This is a genomic window from Acidobacteriota bacterium (assembly GCA_016716905.1).
GTDB lineage: Bacteria > Acidobacteriota > Vicinamibacteria > Vicinamibacterales > SCN-69-37 > SYFT01.
This window is the reverse complement of record JADJUS010000022.1, coordinates 1661348-1682735: the sequence shown is the minus strand read 5'-3', so window position 1 is coordinate 1682735 and position 21388 is coordinate 1661348. Positions and strand designations below refer to the sequence as shown.

Genomic DNA, 21388 nt, shown 5'->3' with positions numbered 1-21388 from the left:
GCACGCCGGTGAGGTGGCTGAGTGGCCGAAAGCGGCGGTTTGCTAAACCGTTGTACGGGCTTAAACCTGTACCCAGGGTTCGAATCCCTGCCTCACCGCCAACCTTCGCTAAACGCTCGCTCCGCTCGCAGCTACGGTTGGCTTTGCCAATCGCAGCTGCGCTCGTGAGCGCATGCGAAGGTTGCCCCGCCGAAGCCAGGAGCGTAGCGACTGATTGGCGAAGGTGGGCCATCACCCGATTGCCGCTTCCAGATTCCAGATTACCGATTCACCCTCGGTGTAACATCGTCGCCTCGCGGTCCACACCAACGGGAGGCAGCGATGTCCGAGATGAAGGAAGCGGCCATCATTGGCAGCGGTTTTGGCGGCGCCATCAGCGCCTGCCGGTTGGCCAAGAAATGGCCGGGGGCTGTTGTCGTACTCGAACGCGGCAAACGGTATCCGATGGGGTCGTACCCGCGGACGCCGCATGACTTCGCCAGGAACTTCTGGAACGTCCCGAAGGAACAACGGAAGGCCGGCGTCGGTGTGTCAGACGAAGAGACGCACGGCCTGTTCGACCTGCGCAACTACAAGGGAATCGACGCCGTGATCTGTGCCGGCCTTGGCGGTGGGTCGCTGATCTACGCCAACGTCTACATGGAACCACCCGAGGGCGTCTTCGACGAGCGGTGGCCGGCAAGTGTCAAGAAGCCGAAGCTTGACCCGTACTACCGGGTCGCGAAGGAGGTGCTTGGCGCCCGACCGATTCCACGCAATCAGGACCCCCGGCGCGCGGTCACCAGAACCGAGTTGTTTGGCGCGGTCGCAAAAGAGATGGGCAAGAAGTCGGAACTGGTGGACATCAATGTCTTCTTCGGGAAGGACTTCAACAACCCGCTGGACATTGGGCACCAGGACAAGAACCGCTATGGCGCTGTGCAGACGTCGTGCGTGTACTGCGCCGAGTGTGACATCGGCTGCAACACCCAATCCAAGAACACGCTCGATCTGAACTATCTGTACGCGGCGGAACATCGATACGGCGCCCAGATGCTGACCGAGCATCTGGTCGAGAGGATCGTGCCTGTCAACGCCAGCCACACCGACGACCCGACTGCCGATGGCTCGCACGGGTACCGCGTGTATTACGACGACCTGCGCCCGGGCAGCCGCACTTCGGGTTCACTGCTCGCCAAACGTGTGGTGATCTCTGCCGGCGCACTCGGCTCCACCGAGTTGCTGTTCCAATGCCGAGACGTCCACAAGACACTTCCGAAGGTCAGCGCCAGACTCGGTCAGCGATTCTCAGGGAACGGCGACTTCCTGTCGTTTGTCATCAACGGAAAGCGCGAAGTCAATCCAAACTACGGCCCGGTGATCACCCAGCGCATTGATTACGGACTGTTCACAAATCCGACGCCTGGACACTCATTCATCATGGAGGATGCGTCGTATCCCGCCTTCACGGCGTGGTTCACGGAAGGCATCAAACCCGGGTTCCTCAAATTTGGCTCGGTTCGACGCGCGATCAAACGCCTCTGGGGATGGGCCACGGGCTGGACCTCTGGCAGCGTGGGCGTGGCCTTCAGCGAAATGTTGTCTGGCGACCTGTCTCAAAACACGTCAGTGCTCCTGTGCATGGGGCTCGACAAAGCCAATGGCGTGATGACGCTTGGCAAGGACGGCCACCTCGACGTGCAGTGGCCGGTCAGCGACAACCGTTCGCTCTACGACGGCATCGTGGCGGCGGGCAAACAGTTCAAAGACAAAGTCGGCGGCGCCTTCATATCCACACCCACCTGGTGGTGGCCGGCGCGGCAGAACGTGACCGTCCACGTCCTCGGCGGCTGCGCTCTGGGCGTCAGCGCGTCAACCGGCGTGACGAGCGCAGACCCGGCCACGCTCGGTCAGGTGTTCGGGTACCAAGGCCTGTATGTCATCGACGGCGCGATCATTCCCACCGCAGTGGGTGCCAACCCGACCGCCACGATCTCGGCGCTCGCGGAGATGGCCGCCGAGGGCATCACGGGCATCACGCCTGACGCGGATCTGTGAGTTGAAAACGACCTCTGAGGTAATTACGGATCAGTTGCGACCGTAATTACCTCAGAGGTCGTTTTCAGTCGATCCGGATCGGCGCTGCCCCGATCAGTTCGGCGCGGATGTCGGCGGCGGGCGCGAGGCCGGTGCCGTTCTTCACCGTCCATCCGTCGTCTCGGGGCACCACCGGTACGGCGATCGGGAAGATCTCGAGCCCGCCATCGGGCCTGACGTGGAACCGCACGAAGTTCTTGAAGTCCTGGATGCTCTGCGATGAGTACGCGTCGTTCATGTGCACACCCGTCAGGCGCGCGGACAAGAGCAGATAGAGCGCAAACAGGGTGCCGCCGGCGAGCCCGCCCGCGATGAACATCTCCAGGCTGAAAAGCACGACCTGAATGGGGCCGTCGATGTTGAGCTCAAGCCAGCCAGGGTTCAGGTTGACCACCGAGAAGATCCAGATCAAACCCAGGCTCAGAAGCACATGGAGGACGCCGTGAAGGCCGCCCCATGCCTGCCCGGCGGCCCGATCGGCCGCCCGGTATTTCCACAAGGCCAGCACGACCAGGAGGGCGATGGAAACACTGGAGGGACTGTGTCGCATCACGTGCCAGCACGCGCGAGCGGCATCGCAAATTTGACTGACGCCGAGCACTGACAATACCCCCATCAATGACGCGTTGGGGTCGGTAACGGCTGCGGCGAGCGCTCCGGTGGCACCCTCCTTCATAAACTCGAATGGGCTGTTCGCGGTCTTGCTGGCGCTCTGGAGGATCCACGTGAACAGCAGGTACAGGGTGCTCAGGAACAGCGCGAACTTCCAGTTGTTGAAGGGAAGTCTGAGCACCCATTTGCCGAGGTCGCGAGATTTTTCAGGCGACGGATAGACGTTCGCGCGTGTGTACGCCTCGCTGGTTTTTTCGGCTGTCTTCTTTCGGACCCACGCCGCACCGGGCTTGGGCCTGGGCGCGTCGAGGCTCTCAGGAAGATGGTGAGTGGGATAAAAATATGCGCCACCACCCCCGGCCGTAATACGGTGCGGATCGGCCGGATCCTCGGGAGCGTAGTGCGCGTAGTGATGAAGATCGCCGGACATCGCCACCGCCACCTGCGCGCCACCGTCCCGGATCAGGCGCTCAAGGTAAGAGAGCGTAAGGAAGTTTGCAGGTGCGGGCCTCATACCGTCCCGGCGCTCCGGTCCATTGCCGCAATGCACCCAACTCGGCTGACCGGTGCACAGAATCACCCGCGGCGTTCTTCCCTCAGACGCCTTCTTCATCGTCTCAAGGATCTCGGCAAAGAACTTCTTCTGCGGCTCGTCCAGGTCGGCCTCAAGCTGGATGTCCACGCCCCAGATCCACCAGTCGTGCGGCAGGCGCACCGCGAAGTAACTGCGTTGCTGGCAGGTCTGGAGCGGACCGAGGCTGCGACCCTGGCAGAACAGCCGGATAAACGACGTCAGGCCGTCATACCAGTCATGGTTCCCCGGCACCACAAACAACCGCGGTGGCTCGGCAGGTGGCGCACCACCCTGGCTCGTTTGGTACGCCATGGCGTACGGATCAACCATTCGCTTCCGGTACTCGTCGCGTGTGGCCAGCGGATACACCTGGTCTCCGCCCAGCACCACGAATCGCCCCGTCGGAAGCGTGACTGACGCTGCCGCGCCGTCTTTCCCAGACACGTGCACCTTGAGCGATGGCTGCGCCATCAACCACGCGACTGCGTACGTCGGATTGAAGCCGTCGCCCATATCGGCCGCATAGTCGAACCAGATTTCCTTGGCTTCGGCGCCATCCCAGGCGAGTGTGGCCGGGCCGGGGAAAAGCGCGGCCTGCACTTCACGTTTGTCGGCGTAGTTTCCGAACGTGGCGGCCAGCACCGCCTTCACGCCCGCCCGCATCAACTCGGTGGGCGAAAACCAGTCCACCATCGGCTGAGGGTCCAGCCCCACACGAACTGGTGCCTCGGGATCGCCCTTCGTGTCCACCGCGGCTACTCCTGGCTCGGTGCCACGTGGTGGGCATACGTGTCCCACAGTTCGCCCAGGAAGAACCGGCCGAACTTGCTGACCGCAGCCGCGCGCTCGCCGATCGACTGCGCACCCGGCACCGTGACCGTCGATAGCAGCTTCACGAGATCAACAGCGCCCAGGCGAAGCACGCCGGCGCCAACCACCGGACCACTCGCATCCGTTCCCTTGTGCAGGCGCGTTAACAACGTCGTGGTGTCGGCCCACAGGTCGAGGCCCCGATCGTCGCGCACCTCTTTTTTGCCGGCCAGGTAGTAGTCCACGCCGTTGGCCAGAAACGCCATCTCATAGATCATCAACTTCAGCTCGGGCTCGCCCGCGGGCGAGAATAAATTGAACTTCCCATTCTTGGCCGGCAGGTTTGCACCGAGCGGTCCGAACGTCACCGATCCAACAAGTTCACCCGCATGTTCGGGGTGTTCGACAAACTCATCGAGATCGCGAATCAGGATCGCCGCATTCATCGTCAACACCGTTCCAGCAGCCTTGCCCTTGTCCACGCCCGCATGTGGCTCGGTCGCGTCCAGGGAAAATGGTCCGCTCATCGCTTCGCGGAAACTGATACCGACACTGGTTGTTTTCATCGACGTGGCCTCAGGTTCAAAGGGGACTCCCCCGGGTGTCATGGACGCAAGATACCGGTGCGCGTCACGGTAACCTAGCGCAAGCAGAGTGGCGGCGTCGATCCGGCCGAAGTAATAATCCGGGTCGAGCGGCAGCGGATACTCGGGTTTGATCACGTGCAGCGTGATCGGACGCGTGCGGCCGTCCACCACTTCTCCACGCGCAATTCGTTGGTTGATGTCGTTGATGCGGTCGAACTCGGCGAACAGGCCGCCATTCGCGCTCAACTCAATCATGTGGACGTACTGATTCAACAGACCGGGTTTGTAGTCGGCCGTGTTCCCGATGCACCACACGAGCCACAACTCATCACTGCCGCGCCTGACGGCCTCAAGCAGGTTCGCGTCTTTGATCCACACAGAATCCAGGTAAAGCGTGCCGTCCTTCTCCACTGGTGGCATCGCAACCGGAAGCGAGATACCTGCAACCAGCAACGGCAGGTCCACCACCTCGTGCGGAATGGCTTCGTTGGTCTTGCGTGTGAAGTTGCACACGTTGAAGGTGCCGGCCATGCTCGTGGCTGCATTGATACGCGACACATCAATGCCGAGGCCCGGAAACACTTTGGACACAATGCCGTCGGCATCACCCATCGCCATCATGTTCGCGGCGTTCAGGTACTTGTGCAGCGGAACCAGTGACGCGAAGTCTTTCGCGTTGAGATTTCGCCATCGCTCGCACATTTCTTCAGGCGACAGGCCCGAGAACAGCATCGCCAGGTTCATCGTGCCTCCCGACGTGCCGTCGGCATGCGCGAAACACAGGCCAGCCTCAACCAGCGCCCGCACGACGCCGGCCTGGTACGACACACGCATCCCGCCCCCGGCGAGGATCAACGACCGTCGGGGCCCGCGGTAACCCTCGGGCTCACTGCCGTAGACGAGGGTCACTGCTGTTCCTTGACGGCGCGCCAATAGGCCAGGATGAGAGCGCCGGACAGCAGATCGAAGCCTGCCACCAGCCCCGCCAGCGGTGAGAACACTCCGTTCATCACGCCGATCCCAACGGCGGCCGACGCTCCGAACTTCTGCAGGCCGGCCCAGAACAACGCCACCGGCTGCCTGCGCACGCTGTACATCGCGTTCAACAGCAGTCCACCAAACAGCACCATGAACATGCCGACAATGGCGAAGAAGTGCAGGCTCGCAGGATTGGTCTCAACGGCAAGTTGGCCGAGGACAAAGCCCGGCGCCACCACCTGCCCCGCGCCGCTGACGATGGTGATGACGCCAATCGCCGCAACCATCAGCCTGAGTGTGCCGTTCATGACCACTCCTTCGGCGGAGGCAACCAGTCTTCGCCGCGGCCCAGAGTGGCCACACTCTCAAGGCCTTCCGGCGGCGACGCCGGCATTTCCGGGTACGAGAGGAACCACGACTCAAAATGGTCGTCGAGCACGCCGTTCGCCTCGGGGATAAACGCCGTGACGATGGGGTTGGGCTCGATCTCAAGATCTTTAAGCACACGCATCCGGGGATGGTCGCCGATCGTCAACCGCGCCGACGCCTTCTTGAACAAGTTGAAGCCAACCTTGCCTTTGAAGTAGATCGACGACTTCATCAACATCCCGCGGAACTGGCAATAGTTGTCGGCGCCCAGACTGAAGTTCATCGAGGCCTTTGCCGGCCGGTCGATTTCTATCCGCATGCAGAACTGGCCGTCTTTGTCGTACTGGCTGCTCACCGTGCGGTCGCCGATGATGTAGTTGAGGTTGGCCTGGTGTTTCGGCATGCCCCAGATGCCCTTGCCGCCCTTCACCGACACTTCGCTGCTCACGGGCAGGTCGAGGACGTACTGGCCAGTGCGAAAGTACTTCATCGCCAGCGCGGGTAGTAACGGCGGCGCGGGGCGGCTCCCGTGCGTACACGCGATGGCGATGCTGAACTCGATGTACTTGCCGATGTCCGTGATGCGGTAGTCCATCACGCTGATCACGAGCAGCGCCTTGTTCCACAGCCGGAATGGATGCAACTCGTTCCCCGGCATCAGCGCCCTGGCCTTGTCGGCATTGATCGGGAAGACGGCAATCAGCGCCGGCGACTTGTCGCAGTTCACGGGCAGGTGAAACGGGATGCCGTCCACCAGCGAATAGCGGCCGTTGTGGTTCGCGAGTCTCTTTGGTTTCCCCACAGGTCAGCCTCTCAATTCTCTTTATCCAACTCCTCAAGCATCGTCGGAAACACTTCGCGCGCCGCGTCTTTCCCCATGAAGACATCAAGGTGCCCGTAGGTTGGCAGCAGGTGCATCGAGTATTCACTCTTGCCGTGGCCGACGAAGTACTCAAACGTGCGTTGCTGGCTCTCGGGAAGAAAGCACCGATTCTTCGCGCCCGCGAAAAACGCGATGCGGGCGCCTGTCTTTGGCGGCTCAGCCACAAAACTCTCGGGCAGTTCCGGCCGTCGCTCCACTGACACCAGGTGGCCCTTGCCCACACACTTCGTGATCTGGCGGAAGAACGTCATCGGGACGCGTGCAAATTCCTGCTTGAGCCACTCGTGTGTCTGGTCGTTCAGGTTTTCGTGACGCCACAATGCCGGAAAGCCCGATCCGTACGTGAAGCTCACCTGTTTGCACACCGCGTTGTCGCACTCGTGATGTGTGAGCCTGACCACTGCCGACACCAGGCGCGCCGCTGTGGTCGGGGCGTGCAGGCCCCACTGTGGATTCAGGTGGTCTGTCATCAGGCCCACCAGCGGCACAGCCGCGAGCAACTTCAGTCGCGACAAGCCGGGCACCACCGGATGCAACGACACGGCGTTGGTGACAATGGTGCTGACCTGGGGCAGAAGGCCGGCCACGGCCGACATCATGAAACTGGTGGACCCCTGGCAATGAATCACGGCCTTCACCTGCGCGCTGCCCGTTTCACGGACGATGGTTTCGACGGCCTTTGGGTGGTCACACACCGCGGCTTGATCAAGCGTCCAGTCGGTGGGGGGAAGGTCGATGCTCGCGCGCCAGTTTTCAAGCCACACGTCGTACCCGTGCGCCACCAGCGCGTCCACGAGGGTGGTCTCCACGGGCGCCCGAAAGATGTTGGCGCGAACCCCTGCCCCGTGCACCAGAATCACCGGTCCCCGGTGTGGCGCGGTCTGGCCGCGGACATTGATGAGATTGCACACAAGTCCGTCGCCCGCGCTGAAGGGGACAACGCGTTCGGTGAGAGCAGACCGGCTCGCCGCATCAGGAAAAGAAATGGCTGCCCGCTTTCTCGTGGCCGTCAAGACAACTGGAGGGCGCCAGCCTACCAAACTGACAGAGACCCCCGCAAGGCCACACCTTCCAGATACACTAGGTCCGCATGTCCCTGACCGTCTGGGCGGTCATCTTCGTCCTGATCCTGATTAACGCCCTGTACGTGGCCGCCGAGTTCGGCGCGGTCGGCGTCCGGCGCAGCCGGGTGAAGCGGTTGAGTGAGGACGGCAATTGGTTTGCCCGCCGCCTGATGCCCTTCATCAACGAGCCGGCCAAGCTCGATCGGTATGTCGCGGTCTCGCAGATTGGCATCACCCTTTCGAGCCTGATCCTCGGCGCATATGCCCAGGCCACGGTGGCGGTCTGGCTCGCCCCGCATCTGGCCGACTGGTTTACTCTCGATCCCAAGACGTCGGTGTCCTCGGCCGCAATCAGCGTTCTTGTGGTCCTTACGGCGGCACAGGTCGTGCTCGGCGAGCTGATTCCCAAATCTCTGGCGCTGCAGTTCCCCACGCAGGTGGCGCTGGCCACCGTCCTGCCGATGCGCTGGTCTCTGGCGGCCTTCCGGCCGTTTATCGGCCTGCTCAACGGCTCGGCAACGGGGGTCCTTCGGCTCTTTGGCGTCGAAGCCTCTCCCCATCGTCACATCCACTCGCCCGACGAGATCGAACTCCTGATTGTGGAGAGCCGCGACGGTGGCCTGCTGGAGCCCGACGAACACAAGCGGCTGCGACGGGCGTTGCGGCTGGGCCTGCGTACCGCCCGCGACTTGATGGTGCCGCTGCCCAAACTGACAATGCTGCCCGTGGACACACCGTGGACGGATCTGGTGCGTGTGGTGGCCGCCAGTCCCTTCAGTCGCATCCCTGTTTATCGCGGGACGCCGGACCAGATCATCGGTACGCTGCGCGTGAAGGATCTCGTCTACCAGTACGTGATCGACGGCGTGGGATCGCCGCTCGAACGGCTCGTGCGGCCCGTCGTCCGGGTGGCGCACGACCTGCCGGCCGACCGCGTGATTGCCCTGCTGCGCGACAAGCGCGTGCATCAGGCGGTGGTCACCGACGCATCGAATACCGCGATCGGTTTGCTCACGATTCAGGATGTGATCGGCGCGTTTCTTGTCACTGGCGCGGTGCGCGTCGACGAGGTGCGCGGGTGACCGTCATCCTGATTGTCACACTGCTCCTGCTGGCGAACGCCCTGTTCGTGGCGGCCGAGTTTGCGATTGTGGCGGTACCGCGCACCGCTGTGGAGAATCGCGCGAGTGCGGGCGAAGGTCTCTCGGTGCGGTTGCTGGCACTGCTGTCGTCGCCACGTCAACGCGACCGCTTTATCGCCACGGCGCAGTTCGGCATCAGTGTGGCCAGCCTGGGCCTGGGTATGTACGGCGAGCACACACTCGCCGTGTGGCTTGAACCCAGGCTCGAACATCTGGTGGGAGACGCCAGTTTCATCACGGCCCACACGGCGGCGAGCCTTGTGGCCATCACCGCACTGACGTACCTGCATATCTTTCTGGGCGAGATGATTCCGAAGGCGCTGGCCCTGAGCCGCGCCGAAGCCACGGCGCGTGCGGTGTTCTGGCCGATGCGAGTGTTGCTCTTTGCCCTGTATCCGATCGTGGTTGGCCTCGATGGGATCGGCGCGTTGTGCCTTCGCCTGGTCGGCATTCGCCGGCAACTGGATACACACGAAGAGTCCTACTCGCCCGAAGAATTGCAGCTCATCGTGGAAGAGAGCGAGGCGGGCGGCGCCTTGCGATCTGAGTCGGGCCGGTTGGTGCGCGAACTCTTCGAGTTCGGAGACCTCACTGCGGGCGAAGCCATGGTGCCGCGCGTGCGCGTGGTGGGCATTCCCGTCGGCGCATCATCGGATGACTTGCGCCGGTTGCTGCTGGCGCACCGCCACACCCGCTACCCCGTCTACGAAGGCGATCTCGATCACATCGTCGGCATGCTCCACGTGAAGGATTTGTTGCGGCGCCTCATCACGAACGAGCGGATCGCCGCCGCCGACGTCCGGCCGCTCCCGGTGGTCCCGGAGACAGCGACGCTCGACGCGGTCTTGACCACCATGGAGCGCGCGCGCGCACATATGGCCGTGGTCATTGATGAACACGGTGGCACGGCCGGTGTGTTGAGCCTGGAAGACCTGGCCGAAGAGGTGGTGGGCGAACTCGACGAGGGAACACCGCAGGCGCCGCGGCTCGTGGCGCTCCCTGATGGACGAGTGAAGGTGTCCGGCACGCTCCGCCTGGACGAGCTCGGTCAACACTTCAACATGGAGCTGCAGCACGACGAGGTGGACAGTGTCAGCGGGCTGGTCATGGCCCTGCTCGATCGCCCGCCCGTGGTGGGCGACGTGGTCGAATATGACCATTTCGAGTTCACGGTATTGGCAGTGACCGGCCACGGCGCTCGCGAGGTGCAGGCGCGGTACGTCGGATAAGATCCCCCGTATGGATATCCGCCGAATTCTGATTGTCGCGGGGCTGGCATGTGCCGCCTCGGTTGTGACTGCGCAGCAACCCGCACTCAAGTCGGGCCTGGACCTGACCGCGTTCGACAAGAGCGTGCGCCCTCAGGACGACCTGTTCCGGTTCGTGAACGGCACGTGGCTGAAGAACACGGAGATTCCCGCCGACCGTCCGGTCACCGGGACGTTTATTCATCTCACCGACAAGGCCGAAGCGGATCTGTACGCACTGATAGAAGAGTTGTCAGGGAATCCGAATCGTAAACCTGGCAGTGTGGCCCAGCAGGTGGGCGACCTCTATGTGAGCTTCACGAACGAAGCGCGCATCAACCGCCTTGGCGCCGAGCCACTCAAGCCCACATTGACGCGGATTGATGGAATCACTACGCCGGCCGAATTGGCGCGAGTGATTGGGGAGCTTTCAATCGTCGGTGTGCCCGGCCCGGTCGGTGGGTTTATCGATGCGGACGCGGGCGACCCCACGAAAGTGGCGCTGTATCTGGGCCAGGGCGGCACGACCTTGCCCGACCGCGACTACTACCTGCTGAACGAACCGCAGTTCGTGGAGATTCGCGGCAAGTACGTGGCGTATCTCGAGAAGATCTTCACGCTGGCGGGTCGTGCTGACGCGGCAGAGGCGGCGAAAGCCGTCATGGCGCTCGAAACAGACTTCGCGAAGATCCAGTGGACGCAGGTTGAGAGCCGTGACGCGGTCAAGACCTACAACAAGGTCGACATGTCGAAGTTGCCGGTGGACATGCCTGGGTTCGACTGGATTGGCTGGGCCACGGCTCAGGGCATCGACAAGACGCCCGAGGTGGTGATCGGCCAGCCGTCGTTCTTCAAAGGCTTCGCCGCGATGGTGCCGACCGTGCCGATGGCCACCTGGAAAGCCTGGCTCGCGGCGCAGTACATCACCACGGCGGGTCCGTATCTGAGCCAGCCGTTTGTTGATGCGCGGTTTGAGTTCTTCGGCAAGGCGCTGAGCGGCCAGCAGGAGCAGCGGCAGCGGTGGAAGCGCGGCGTGCAGGCAGTGAATGGGTCGATGGGCGAAGCGTTGGGCCAACTCTATGTCGCGAAGCACTTCCCCGCCACGGCCAAGGCGCGCATGGAGGTGATGATTGCCAACCTGATCGAGGCTTATCGCCAATCCATCGGTGAACTCGACTGGATGACGCCCGCGACAAAGAAGGAAGCGCTCGAGAAGCTCTCGAAGTTCAAGGCGAAGATCGGCTATCCGAATCAATGGCGCGACTACTCGTCACTCAGCATCGCCGCCGACGACCTGCTCGGCAACATGGAGCGCGCCGCCCAGGTGGAGCACAAGTACCAGGTGGGCAAGCTGGGACGTCCCGTGGACCATCAGGAATGGCTGATGTCTCCGCAGACGGTCAACGCGTACTACAACCCGGTCAAAAACGAGATCGTGTTTCCCGCCGCCATCCTGCAGGCGCCGTTTTTTGACTTCGGCGCAGACGATGCGGTGAATTACGGAGCGATTGGCGCGGTGATTGGCCACGAGATCGGGCATGGGTTTGACGACCAGGGCCGGCGCTTTGACGGCACGGGCGCCCTGCGCGACTGGTGGACACCAGCCGACGAAGCGGAATTCCAGAAACGCACCAAGCTTCTGGTCGAGCAGTTCAACGTGCTCAGCCCGGCACCGGGCCTGATGGTGAACGGTGAACTGACGCTCGGCGAAAACATCGGAGACCTGGGCGGGCTGTCGATTGCCTACAAGGCGTGGAAGCTTTCGCTCAAGGGAAATGCGTCGCCTGTGCTTGACGGCTTCACGGGCGACCAGCGCGTGTTCCTGGGCTGGGCGCAGGCCTGGCGGCTGAAGGCGCGCGAGCAGTACCTGCGCCAGCAGGTGATGGCCGACCCACACGCGCCGGCCGAGTTCCGCGCAAACGCCCCGCTCGGCAACATCGCGGGCTTCTACGAGGCGTTCGGCGTGAAGGCCGGAGACAAGCTCTTCAGAGAGCCGGCCAGGCGCGTCAGGATCTGGTAGGTGAATCGGTCCGCCTTCGCCTGACAGTCGCTACGCTCCTGGCTACGGCGGACAAGTCGCGAGCAGCTTCGGCGGGACAGCCTTCGCACCGTCTGAGAATCCGCGTGGAGTGAGACGGGCGTAGCCCAGCCGTAGGGACACGTAGCCGCGAGCGAAGCGAGCGTTTGGCGAAGGCTGGCGGAGGGAGAGGGATTCGAACCCCCGGTACGGTTTCCCGCACAACGGTTTTCAAGACCGCCGCCTTAAACCACTCGGCCATCCCTCCGCGCTCCTACAAGTGTAGCCCACAGGTTTTCCCGTAGTACGCTCGGGGCTGATGTCAAAACTCATGAAGGTCCTGCGGGCCGTAGGCATAGCGGCCGCGGGGGTCGGCGTCACTGGCGCCGTTCTGTACCAGTTCTTCGGGCTTCGTGTGGTGGTCTACGGTGGAGGCTCACCACGGCTGGCATTTGTGACGCCTGCACAGGCGCAGGCAGAAGTGATTGAACGTCATCGCGGCGCTCAGGCGCCAACCACGCCGGCGGAGGCCGTGGCGCCGGTCGCGCCTGACATCGCTGCTGTCGAGTCGCCGGTCACTGTGGCAACGGCGGCGATCCCCGATTGGTCCGACTTCCGAGGCCCGGCTCGCGACGGCCACTACACCGCGCGTCCGATTCTGACGAGCTGGCCCAACGGCACCCTTTCACCGGTGTGGAAACAACCTGTCGGTGGCGGATACGCGTCGTTCGTCACCGCGAAGGTCAACGGCGTCGATCTCGCCTTCACCATCGAGCAACGCGGGAGCCAGGAAGTGGTGGCGGCATACAACGTCGCTACGGGCCGCGAGCAGTGGACGTCCAAGTGGTCCGCGGAGTTCAAGGAGTTCATGGGTGGTGACGGCCCACGCGCCACGCCCACGTACTTCGACGGGTTCGTGTACGCGCAGGGCGCTGAAGGCGAGTTGCGCGCGCTCGACGCCGTCACCGGCCGCACCATCTGGCGCACGAACATGCTCACCGACGCGGGCGCAACCAACGTGCAGTGGGGCATGTCCGCGTCGCCGCTGATCGTGGACAACACCGTGGTTGTGTTACCCGGCGGTTCCAGGAATCACAGCGTGGCTGCGTATGACCATCGCACCGGCAAGCCGGCCTGGTCTGCTTTGAGCGATCGGCAGGCGTACTCCTCGCCGATGCTTGTCACCATCGATGGTGTGCGCCAGGTCCTGGTGCTCAGCGCCACGCGCCTGATGGGACTCGCGACCAGCGACGGCGCGCTGCTCTGGGAGTTTCCGTGGGTCACGATGTACGACGTGAACGCAGGCCAGCCGATCGTGATTGGCCGGAACCGCGTGTTTGTCTCTTCGGGCTATGACAAGGGCGCGGCGGTGATTGAAGTGACGATGGCCGGCGAGCGCGGTGCCGTGCGCGAGGTCTGGAAGAACAACCGGATGAAGAACCAGTTCAGCAGCTCGGTGCTGTTCGAAGGTTACATCTACGGGCTCGACGAGAGCATCCTGGCGTGCCTCGATGCGCAGACCGGTGACGTGAAGTGGAAGGGCGGCCGTTATGGATACGGCCAGATCGCGCTGGCGAGCGGCCACATCATCGTGCTGACCGAAGACGGGGACATGGCGCTGGTGCGTGCGACCCCTGAGAAGCATGTGGAACTCGCACGATTCCCCGTGCTCGACGGCAAGACGTGGAACCACCCGGCGTTCTCTGACGGCCGACTGCTGGTGCGCAATCCTCAAAGAGATGGCGATGTTCGACCTGCGGCGATAGCTACCCCAGCCAGCGCACGAACGCGCCGATCGCCGCGTTCACCAGTCCCTGACTCGACGCGGTGCCATACCAACCGGGTTCGCGTTCGAAGGCGGCAAACGCGGCTTCAACATCGCGTTTGGCGCGCTCGAGATTCAGCGGCAACGCAGGATCGATGGTCCCCGACGGCTCGGTCGCACCCTTGAGCCGGGCCACCAGCGCCTCTGCCTGCCCGACATCCAGGATCGACAACGGCGACGCGCAATGGGCACACACCGTGGCCCTGGCCAGATCGATAGGCGCCCCACAGTTGGAACAGTTGACGCTTTGCAGGTTCTTGCGAAGTTCGTCGAGCTGCGCCGCCGACATCGGCCGGATGAAATCCTTCTCCCGCAAAAAATTGAAGAACGTGATCAGGCGACCGTGCTCCTCGGGACATCGGCGGTATTCAAATTTCGACTGGCGCTGCTGGTCGTGTGTCGCCACGAGCGGCTGACGGCACCTGGGGCACGCGGCCATGTTCGACAGAGGCGATCGCGCGCGTCCTCCTGCGTCGCCCACCATCCGGAAAAGCCGCAGAACTGAAGCCGGCGAGAGTTGCAGGCTTTCATGGCCATCAAACCAGAAGGCCTGGCACGCCTCGCAGTAGTCAATGGGCACCGGGCGGCCGTAGTGTCCCTCGAGCACGAGCGACGTCATACCGGCGTGGCAATTGGGACAGGTCACAGGCCTAGCGCCCCTCAACGCGGATGCCGATGTCGGTACGATTGTTCAACACGTGCGTCACAGCGCCGCTGCGGTCGCGAACAAACTCCAGGTGATCGATGTCACCCTCACAGTAAAACGTCAACTGGTTCTCGGTGACCAAATCACAGCCTTTGCCATCGGGAAACTTGAGGCGAAACTTCCCCTCTTCAATGACCGTCCTGAGCCGGAACCCATCGTCAAAACGGTAGTTGCCGACCGCACCTTCCACCATGCGCAGCGGGTAGGTCATGAGCGTCCGCTGACGCGGCTGGTTGTACTTGCCCAGAGGGTGCACGCCACCACAGATTGCGCACGCGGAAGGCGCATCGATGTTGTCGATCACGTGTTTGGCCGGCGTCACCGCACGCAGATACGCGAACAGTGCGTTCAGGTCGTCGTCACTGAGATTCTTGAACACGGTCCACGGCATGATGGGGCTGAGGTCGCGCCCCTTCGCCTGGCCGGTCCGCATCACCTCGCGGAAGATGTTCTCGTCGTAGTGTGCAAGGCCTGACGGATCACTGGTCAGGTTGGAACTGAACGACGCGCGCTCACCGCGGGTGACCCGGTTTCCGCCGCCGAAGAGGCCAGGGTTCTTCGGGGTATACCAGGAGGTGTGGCAACCGGCGCAGTCGGCCAGAAGCGCGAGGTGCCGGCCCTTCTGGACCACATCATGCGACGTCACGAGTGGCACCGGCGCCAACAGTGGCTCGGGCACGGCGAGATCTTTCGCCTCGTCTTCCGGGATCTTTGTTTGTGGCAGTGATCGGCGAATGGGCTTCTGCGATCGCAGATAGGCGACAACCGCCTCGGCGTCTTCGTCAGGCAGCGCGCGGAACGACGAGTACCACATTTGCGGGTGCAGGGTGCGGCCGTCGTGGCCGATGCCCTCCCGAATGGCGCGCAGCAACATGTCGTCGGTCCAGCGGCCGATGCCGGTTTCGGTGTCGGGCGTCAGGTTGGCCGCCACCAGCCACGGCTTGCCGGGCCAGACCGCCCCGGCGCCCTTTGTGGCGGGAATGGGTGGAGCGCCAGGTTTCGTCCAATCTCGCTCGGAGTGACAGACAAAACACTGGAGGAGGCCTTCGGTCAGGTATTGGCCCCGCGCCACCCGTTCCGGAGTTCGCGGCACGGTGATGTCGCGCAACGCCCGGGCGACGTGCACGGTTGGTGCAGGCGCCGGTTCTGCCGTAGGTTCACCTGACGACGAACCACCGCAGGCGCTGAACGTGGCAGCACCAACTGTCAGGATTGCGATCAGTCGTAGGGATCTGCACGTCATAACCGGCACCAGTGTCTACCACGCGCCCCGGCGGTTCAAGAGGCGAGCCGTTCGCCGATCCGGAAAGGAGGCCGGGTCTTTAGACCCGGCTGGACGGGTGTCGAAACTGCTCTAGAATGCCAGCCACCATGCGACCTTCCCTGTTTGGCCGGGCAATCCTCCTTCTCACGATTCTGGCTCTTGCTGGTTCAGCGCTCTCCGCTCAAGAGGCGCGCCGGCGGTGGGAACTGCAACGGCAAATCCGACTCGACAAGTTCGAACAGATCCTGCCCAAGGCGATGCGGACACATGGCATCGACATGTGGATCGTTGCCGTAAAGGAGAACCACACAGACCCCTTGTGGGAAGACCTCGGACGAGGATATGTGACGGGCGTCGGGTATTACGTCTTCACCGACCGTGGCACGCCGAGGATTGAGCGGGCGGCCCTTGGCCCGTCGGGGTACATGCTCCAGCAGTCCGGCGCCTACGACATCTTCGGCCCATCGTCGATGCTGCTGCAGTTCGTGCGCGCGCGCGACCCGAAGCGGATTGGCGTGAACATGTCGCAGGAGATGGGCACGGCCGATGGCCTGTCTCACGCGATGCATCAATCGCTGGTGGCAACGCTGGGTGAACCCTACGCCTCGCGGCTCGTCAGCGCCGAGCGACTTGTCAGCGACTTCAGGTCGCACCGAGTGGCCAGTGAAATCGTCGCGTATGGCGAGGCGGCAGGCCTGGCCGTGCAATTGGCGGAACGCGCCCTCTCCAATGAAGTGATTACGCCGGGCAAGACCTCCTTGGAAGAGGCCGCGTGGTGGCTGCAGGACCGCCTGCTCGAGCGCGGACTCGGCTCGTCATTCGACATGCCGTCGGTCTACGTCACCGGCGCTGAAGGCATCGTCGCCACATCAAGCTCGTATATCGTCCAGCCGGGTGACGTGATCATGATCGACTGGGGCGTGGTGCTGATGAACATGGCCACGGATGTGAAGCGTGTGGCTTACGTGCTCAAGCCCGGCGAGACGCGCCCGCCCGCCAGCATCCAGGCGGCGTTCGATAAAGCGATCACGGTGCGCGACGCCGTCAAACCCGCGCTCCAACCCGGACGCTCCGCCACCGAGACGATGAAAGCGATTGATGCGGCGCTTGTCGCCGGAGGGTTCGGCAGTATCGCCTTCAATCGTCCCAACGCCGACAGCAAAACAGACGTGGCCTACGGATTTCATCCCGTCGGCAATGCCGGTCATGACGTCGGCCCGTCAATGACCACGTGGCAGCCGTTTCAGCAGACGTTCACGCTGCACCGTCAGCACATGTTTTCGTTTGAGTACTTCGCCTATTCACCAATTGAGGAATGGGGCGGCAAGAAACTTCGTGTGCCCATCGAAGACAGCGCCATTGTCATGGAGGATGGCGTCCAGTTCCTCCACGCGGCCAACTATCGACTGCTTGTGATTCGGTAGTCCGAACGAATGAAGTGGCCCAGGCCGCAAGACACCGGCGCGGCGGGCACGGTGGGCTCGGCGAGTGGGTGGGAGAAACTGCTGCGGTCGGTGTCGATGTCCAGGTTACCGGGCGGTCGCGAGTACACGACGGCCGCGTGATAACGAACGCGCTCAGGCCGGCCTTGGCCGGGGCAACCTTCCCCAGACTGGAAGTCTTCCCAGGTGTCGGACGTGTGCATGAATCCCATCGCGTGAACGATTTCATGGTCTGCCGCTCGCACGGCCATCGATCCGCAGCCCAGAATGTAACCGTACTTGGCTTCAAGTTCAGGATTCAGGAGTAGTCGGATTCTGCCTGAGTTGCCACCGACAAACGAGTCCCCGGCATAGGTGCCATTGAAATAGTTCTCGAAGAACTGAACCATCACCAGGCCATCTCTAAACCCAGGCGTGTTTGGCCCTCGTTCCACCGTCGCGAGACGAAACCGTCCGGCGGTCAACTCTGGCACCGCCGCACGAAACATCCCTTCAACCTTGTCGAGCACGGACGCCGCTACGGGCTGCCCGGTATCGGCCGTGACCGTCTGGAAGTGGAAGCTCGGATCCATCGTCCATCTGCGCGTCTCAGTCATCGGGCCGTCAAATTTCCCCCGCGCCAATTGTCGATAGAACTCCAGGTCGAAAGGCTCGGATGATGGAATCAACTCGATTGAGAAATCGGCTGGCTTCCCTGTCAGATCAACTTTCGACCGATGCAGGAGGAATCCAGGAGCACTGATCGAAAACTGAACGAGACCTTTGGAGAAAGAACCGACTGTGAACTGGCCAGCAGAGTCTGTTTGGCCGATGATGGGCGTGCCCTGCGATGCTTCGATCACTGCCGCAGCCACCGGTGCCTGAGTGTGCTGAGCGATGACTCTGCCAGACCACGTGAGCGTCCCCGGCACGGCTGCAGGGGCCGGATTCTGCGGCGCCGTCGGAGGCGGCGCGCAGGAGGCGGATATAGCAAGCACCAACCACGTCCCAAGGGACGTGCGTCCCCACGAACCCTTGGAGTGCACCATGTTTTTCACTCCGGCGTAATGACCTCAAGCCCGCGCATATACGGTCGCAGCGCCTCGGGCACCACCACGCTGCCGTCGGCCTGCTGGTAGTTCTCAAGAATCGCGATCAGCGTCCGGCCCACGGCGAGGCCGGACCCATTCAGCGTATGCGCCAGTTGCGCCTTGCCCGTGCCGTCGGGCCGGAAGCGGATCTGGGAACGCCGCGCCTGGAAGCTCTCGGTGTTGGAACACGACGAGATCTCGCGGAACGCGTTCTGGCTCGGCAGCCACACTTCGATGTCGTACGTCTTCGCCGAAGCAAATCCCATGTCTCCCGTGCAGAGCAGCATCCGCCGATAGCAGAGTCCGAGCCGCTCGAGCACCGTCTCGGCATTTCGCGTGAGCGCCTCCAGCTCATCGTGCGACTGCTCGGGCGTGGTGAACTTCACAAGCTCGACCTTGTCGAACTGATGCTGGCGAATCAGGCCGCGGACGTCGGCGCCATACGAACCGGCCTCGCTGCGGAAACACGGCGTGTAGGCCGTGTACTTCAACGGCAGCAACCGCCCGTCCAGAATCTCCTCGCGATGCAGGTTCGTGAGCGGCACTTCGGCCGTCGGAATCAGGAACAAGTCCCACTCTCCCGCGATCTTGAACAAGTCCTGCTCAAACTTCGGGAGGTTTCCGGTGCCGGTCAGTGCCTGGCGATTGACCAGGAACGGCGGCTCCACCTCGCGATACCCGTGCTCGACCGTGTGCAGGTCGATCATGAAATTGATGAGCGCTCGCTCGAGCCTGGCTCCCGCGCCCATTAGGACGGCAAACCGCGCACCCGACATTCGGGTGGCCCTCTCGAAATCCAGGATGCCCAGCGCGACACCGAGGTCCCAGTGCGGCTTGGGCGTAAACGCCATCGTGGGCGCCGTTCCCCACTTGCGCACTTCCACGTTGTCTTCAGCCGATGCGCCCACGGGCACACTTTCGTGCGGCAGGTTGGGTATCGTCAGCAACAACTCATCGCGCTTCGCCTCGATGGTGGCCAACTCGGATTCCAGTTCCTTGATGCGGCCGCCGCGTACCTTGTTGGCGGCAAATACCGCACTCGGATCCTCACCAGCCTTCTTCGCGCGCGCCACGGCCTCTCCCGAAGCGTTCTGGTCGCGCTTGAGCCCCTCCACCTCAGGCAGCAGGCGACGCCGCTCAGACTCAAGTCCGGCAAGCGCTGCAAGGTCGGCGGTGGGGTCAAGACCCCGGCTGCGCAAACGAGCCGCTACCAGCTCTTGATTGTCTCGGACAAAGGCGGGGTCCAGCATCCAGTCATGCTATACCGCCCGGTCGCGCCGGTGCGATACGATGCTGACAATGTCGTTCAGTGTTCGTAAAGCCGTCTTCCCGGCCGCTGGTCTGGGCACCCGCTTCCTGCCGGCCACCAAGGCGCAGCCCAAGGAAATGCTGCCGCTGGTGGATAAACCGATCATCCAGCAGGGGTGGAAGAGGCGCTCGCCTCCGGCGTCGAAAACATCATCATCGTGACCGGCCGGGGAAAAGTGCGATCGAGGATCACTTCGATGTCGCTTTTGAACTCGAGGCCTTTCTTTCCGCCAGAGGCAAAACCGAGCTCCTGGAGGAAATCAGGAAGGTCTCCAACCTGATTAATGTCTCGTACGTCCGGCAGGGTGAGCCGCTCGGGCTGGGCCACGCCGTGCTGATGGCCGAGCCACTGGTGGGCGACGAGTCATTTGCCGTCATCCTGGCCGACGACGTGATTGACGCGACGCCGCCGGCGTTGGCGCAAATGATCAAGGTCCACGAAGAGGTGGACGGCCCGGTGATTCTGGTGGAACGGGTGCGGCCGGAAGACATCTCGAACTACGGCGTGATCGCGGCCGAGACCATCCGGCCCGGGGTTTACAAGGTCACGGACATGGTTGAAAAGCCGCCGCGCGAGCAGGCGCCGTCGGACCTGGCGATTATCGGCCGCTACATCCTCACGCCCGATATCTTCGGGGCGCTACGCGCCACCAGAGAAGACCGCAGCGGTGAGATCCAGCTGACGAACGGGCTGAAACACCTGCTCAAGGACCGGCCCGTGTACGCGTGTGAAGTCACGGGCGTCCGGCACGACACAGGCAACAAGCTGGGGTTCCTGAAAGCGGTGGTCTACTTCGCCATGCAGCGGCCTGACCTTGCCGGGCCGCTGCGCGAGTATCTGAAGACGATGACGTAGAGCCACTTGTCCACGGCGGATCACAGGGAGACGCCGAGGCACAGAGGCTTCAAGGATCTTCTAAAACTCTAAAACCACGTTGCGCGAGGGTTTGACCAGGAAGTGCTCTGCGTCTCAGCGCCTCCCTGTGATCCGTCGTGGACGGTTAGGGGACCTTCGGTTTGGCGGCGGATTCGGACTTGGCGTCGGTCTTTGTTTCGGTCTTGGTCTCAGCCTTCGTCTCGGTTTTGGTCTCTGACTTTGTGTCGGATTTGCCCTCGGCCGACGCGTCCTTCTTCCTGGCGTCGGACTTCGCGTCAGCACTCGCCTCAGACGTGGCCGCCACGGTCTTTGAGTCGCCCGTGGAACCGGACTTCGCGTAGTCGGTGACGTACCACCCCTTGCCCTTGAACTGGATCGCCGGCGAGGAGATCAACTTCGTGACGTGTCCGCCGCATTCCCCGCAGGGGTCTTCTAATGGCGGATCGGAAAACTTCCGGATCCGCTCAAAGCGATTGCCGCACGCGTCACACTGGTATTCGTAAAGAGGCATCTGGTCTCCTCGGACAACCCCTGATT

15 protein-coding genes, 2 tRNA genes and 1 pseudogene are annotated in these 21388 nt (G+C 62.8%); 8 read left to right on the top strand and 10 right to left on the bottom strand.

Going from position 1 to position 21388, the window contains the following annotated elements:
* Positions 1-7: 7 nt before the first annotated feature.
* Positions 8-101, top strand: a tRNA-Ser gene (locus IPL75_23325).
* A gap of 229 nt (positions 102-330) precedes the next feature.
* Entirely contained in the window at positions 331-2037 is a 1707-nt protein-coding gene (locus IPL75_23320; protein ID MBK9243124.1) for a GMC family oxidoreductase, read from the top strand.
* A gap of 64 nt (positions 2038-2101) precedes the next feature.
* On the opposite strand, the gene IPL75_23315 is transcribed toward IPL75_23320, so the two are convergent.
* The 5 genes from IPL75_23315 to IPL75_23295 form a co-directional block, all read right to left on the bottom strand.
* The gene (locus IPL75_23315; protein MBK9243123.1) at positions 2102-4012 is read right to left on the bottom strand and encodes a hypothetical protein; all 1911 of its coding nucleotides are present in this window, start codon (positions 4010-4012) and stop codon (positions 2102-2104) included.
* A 5-nt stretch (positions 4013-4017) separates the two neighbouring features.
* Positions 4018-5493 (bottom strand): patatin-like phospholipase family protein, encoded by a 1476-nt coding sequence (locus IPL75_23310; GenBank protein MBK9243122.1) that lies wholly within the window; start codon positions 5491-5493, stop codon positions 4018-4020.
* 71 nt (positions 5494-5564) lie between these two features.
* Positions 5565-5945, bottom strand: a complete 381-nt coding sequence (locus IPL75_23305; GenBank protein ID MBK9243121.1) for a patatin — start codon at positions 5943-5945, stop codon at positions 5565-5567.
* The gene (locus IPL75_23300; protein MBK9243120.1) at positions 5942-6808 is read right to left on the bottom strand and encodes an acetoacetate decarboxylase family protein; all 867 of its coding nucleotides are present in this window, start codon (positions 6806-6808) and stop codon (positions 5942-5944) included. Before IPL75_23300 ends, IPL75_23305 begins: the two co-directional genes overlap by 4 nt.
* Before the next feature lie 11 nt (positions 6809-6819).
* Positions 6820-7875: an esterase gene (locus tag IPL75_23295; GenBank protein MBK9243119.1), complete on the bottom strand. Its 1056-nt coding sequence runs from the start codon at positions 7873-7875 to the stop codon at positions 6820-6822.
* A gap of 104 nt (positions 7876-7979) precedes the next feature.
* Between IPL75_23295 and IPL75_23290 the strand changes: the two genes are divergently transcribed.
* The 3 genes from IPL75_23290 to IPL75_23280 are packed head-to-tail and all read left to right on the top strand — an operon-like array spanning position 7980 to position 12362.
* Entirely contained in the window at positions 7980-9035 is a 1056-nt protein-coding gene (locus IPL75_23290) for an HlyC/CorC family transporter (GenBank protein ID MBK9243118.1), read from the top strand.
* Positions 9032-10324: an HlyC/CorC family transporter gene (locus IPL75_23285; protein MBK9243117.1), complete on the top strand. Its 1293-nt coding sequence runs from the start codon at positions 9032-9034 to the stop codon at positions 10322-10324. The genes IPL75_23290 and IPL75_23285 overlap by 4 nt, the downstream gene beginning before the upstream one ends.
* 10 nt (positions 10325-10334) lie before the next feature.
* Positions 10335-12362 (top strand): peptidase M13, encoded by a 2028-nt coding sequence (locus IPL75_23280; protein ID MBK9243116.1) that lies wholly within the window; start codon positions 10335-10337, stop codon positions 12360-12362.
* A gap of 175 nt (positions 12363-12537) precedes the next feature.
* Here the strand turns inward: IPL75_23280 and IPL75_23275 are convergent.
* Positions 12538-12627: transfer RNA gene (locus tag IPL75_23275), tRNA-Ser, on the bottom strand.
* 51 nt (positions 12628-12678) lie between these two features.
* On the opposite strand from IPL75_23275, the gene IPL75_23270 reads away from it, so the two are divergent.
* Positions 12679-14310: a PQQ-binding-like beta-propeller repeat protein gene (locus IPL75_23270; GenBank protein MBK9243115.1), complete on the top strand. Its 1632-nt coding sequence runs from the start codon at positions 12679-12681 to the stop codon at positions 14308-14310.
* A gap of 524 nt (positions 14311-14834) precedes the next feature.
* Here the strand turns inward: IPL75_23270 and IPL75_23265 are convergent.
* Complete coding sequence (locus IPL75_23265) at positions 14835-16133, bottom strand: cytochrome c (GenBank protein ID MBK9243114.1); 1299 nt, start codon at positions 16131-16133, stop codon at positions 14835-14837.
* Positions 16134-16261: 128 nt separating this feature from the next.
* On the opposite strand from IPL75_23265, the gene IPL75_23260 reads away from it, so the two are divergent.
* Entirely contained in the window at positions 16262-17578 is a 1317-nt protein-coding gene (locus IPL75_23260; protein MBK9243113.1) for a M24 family metallopeptidase, read from the top strand.
* Here IPL75_23260 and IPL75_23255 read toward each other — a convergent pair.
* Both IPL75_23255 and serS read right to left on the bottom strand, forming a co-directional pair.
* Positions 17554-18192, bottom strand: coding sequence for a hypothetical protein (locus IPL75_23255; protein ID MBK9243112.1), 639 nt, complete (start codon positions 18190-18192; stop codon positions 17554-17556). The genes IPL75_23260 and IPL75_23255 overlap by 25 nt on opposite strands.
* Before the next feature lie 437 nt (positions 18193-18629).
* Positions 18630-19916: a serine--tRNA ligase gene (gene serS, locus IPL75_23250; GenBank protein MBK9243111.1), complete on the bottom strand. Its 1287-nt coding sequence runs from the start codon at positions 19914-19916 to the stop codon at positions 18630-18632.
* Positions 19917-19965: 49 nt separating this feature from the next.
* Here serS and galU point away from each other — a divergent pair.
* A pseudogene (gene galU / locus IPL75_23245) lies at positions 19966-20830 on the top strand (UTP--glucose-1-phosphate uridylyltransferase GalU).
* 145 nt (positions 20831-20975) lie between these two features.
* On the opposite strand, the gene IPL75_23240 reads toward galU, so the two are convergent.
* Complete coding sequence (locus tag IPL75_23240; protein ID MBK9243110.1) at positions 20976-21362, bottom strand: zinc ribbon domain-containing protein; 387 nt, start codon at positions 21360-21362, stop codon at positions 20976-20978.
* Positions 21363-21388 lie beyond the last annotated feature (26 nt).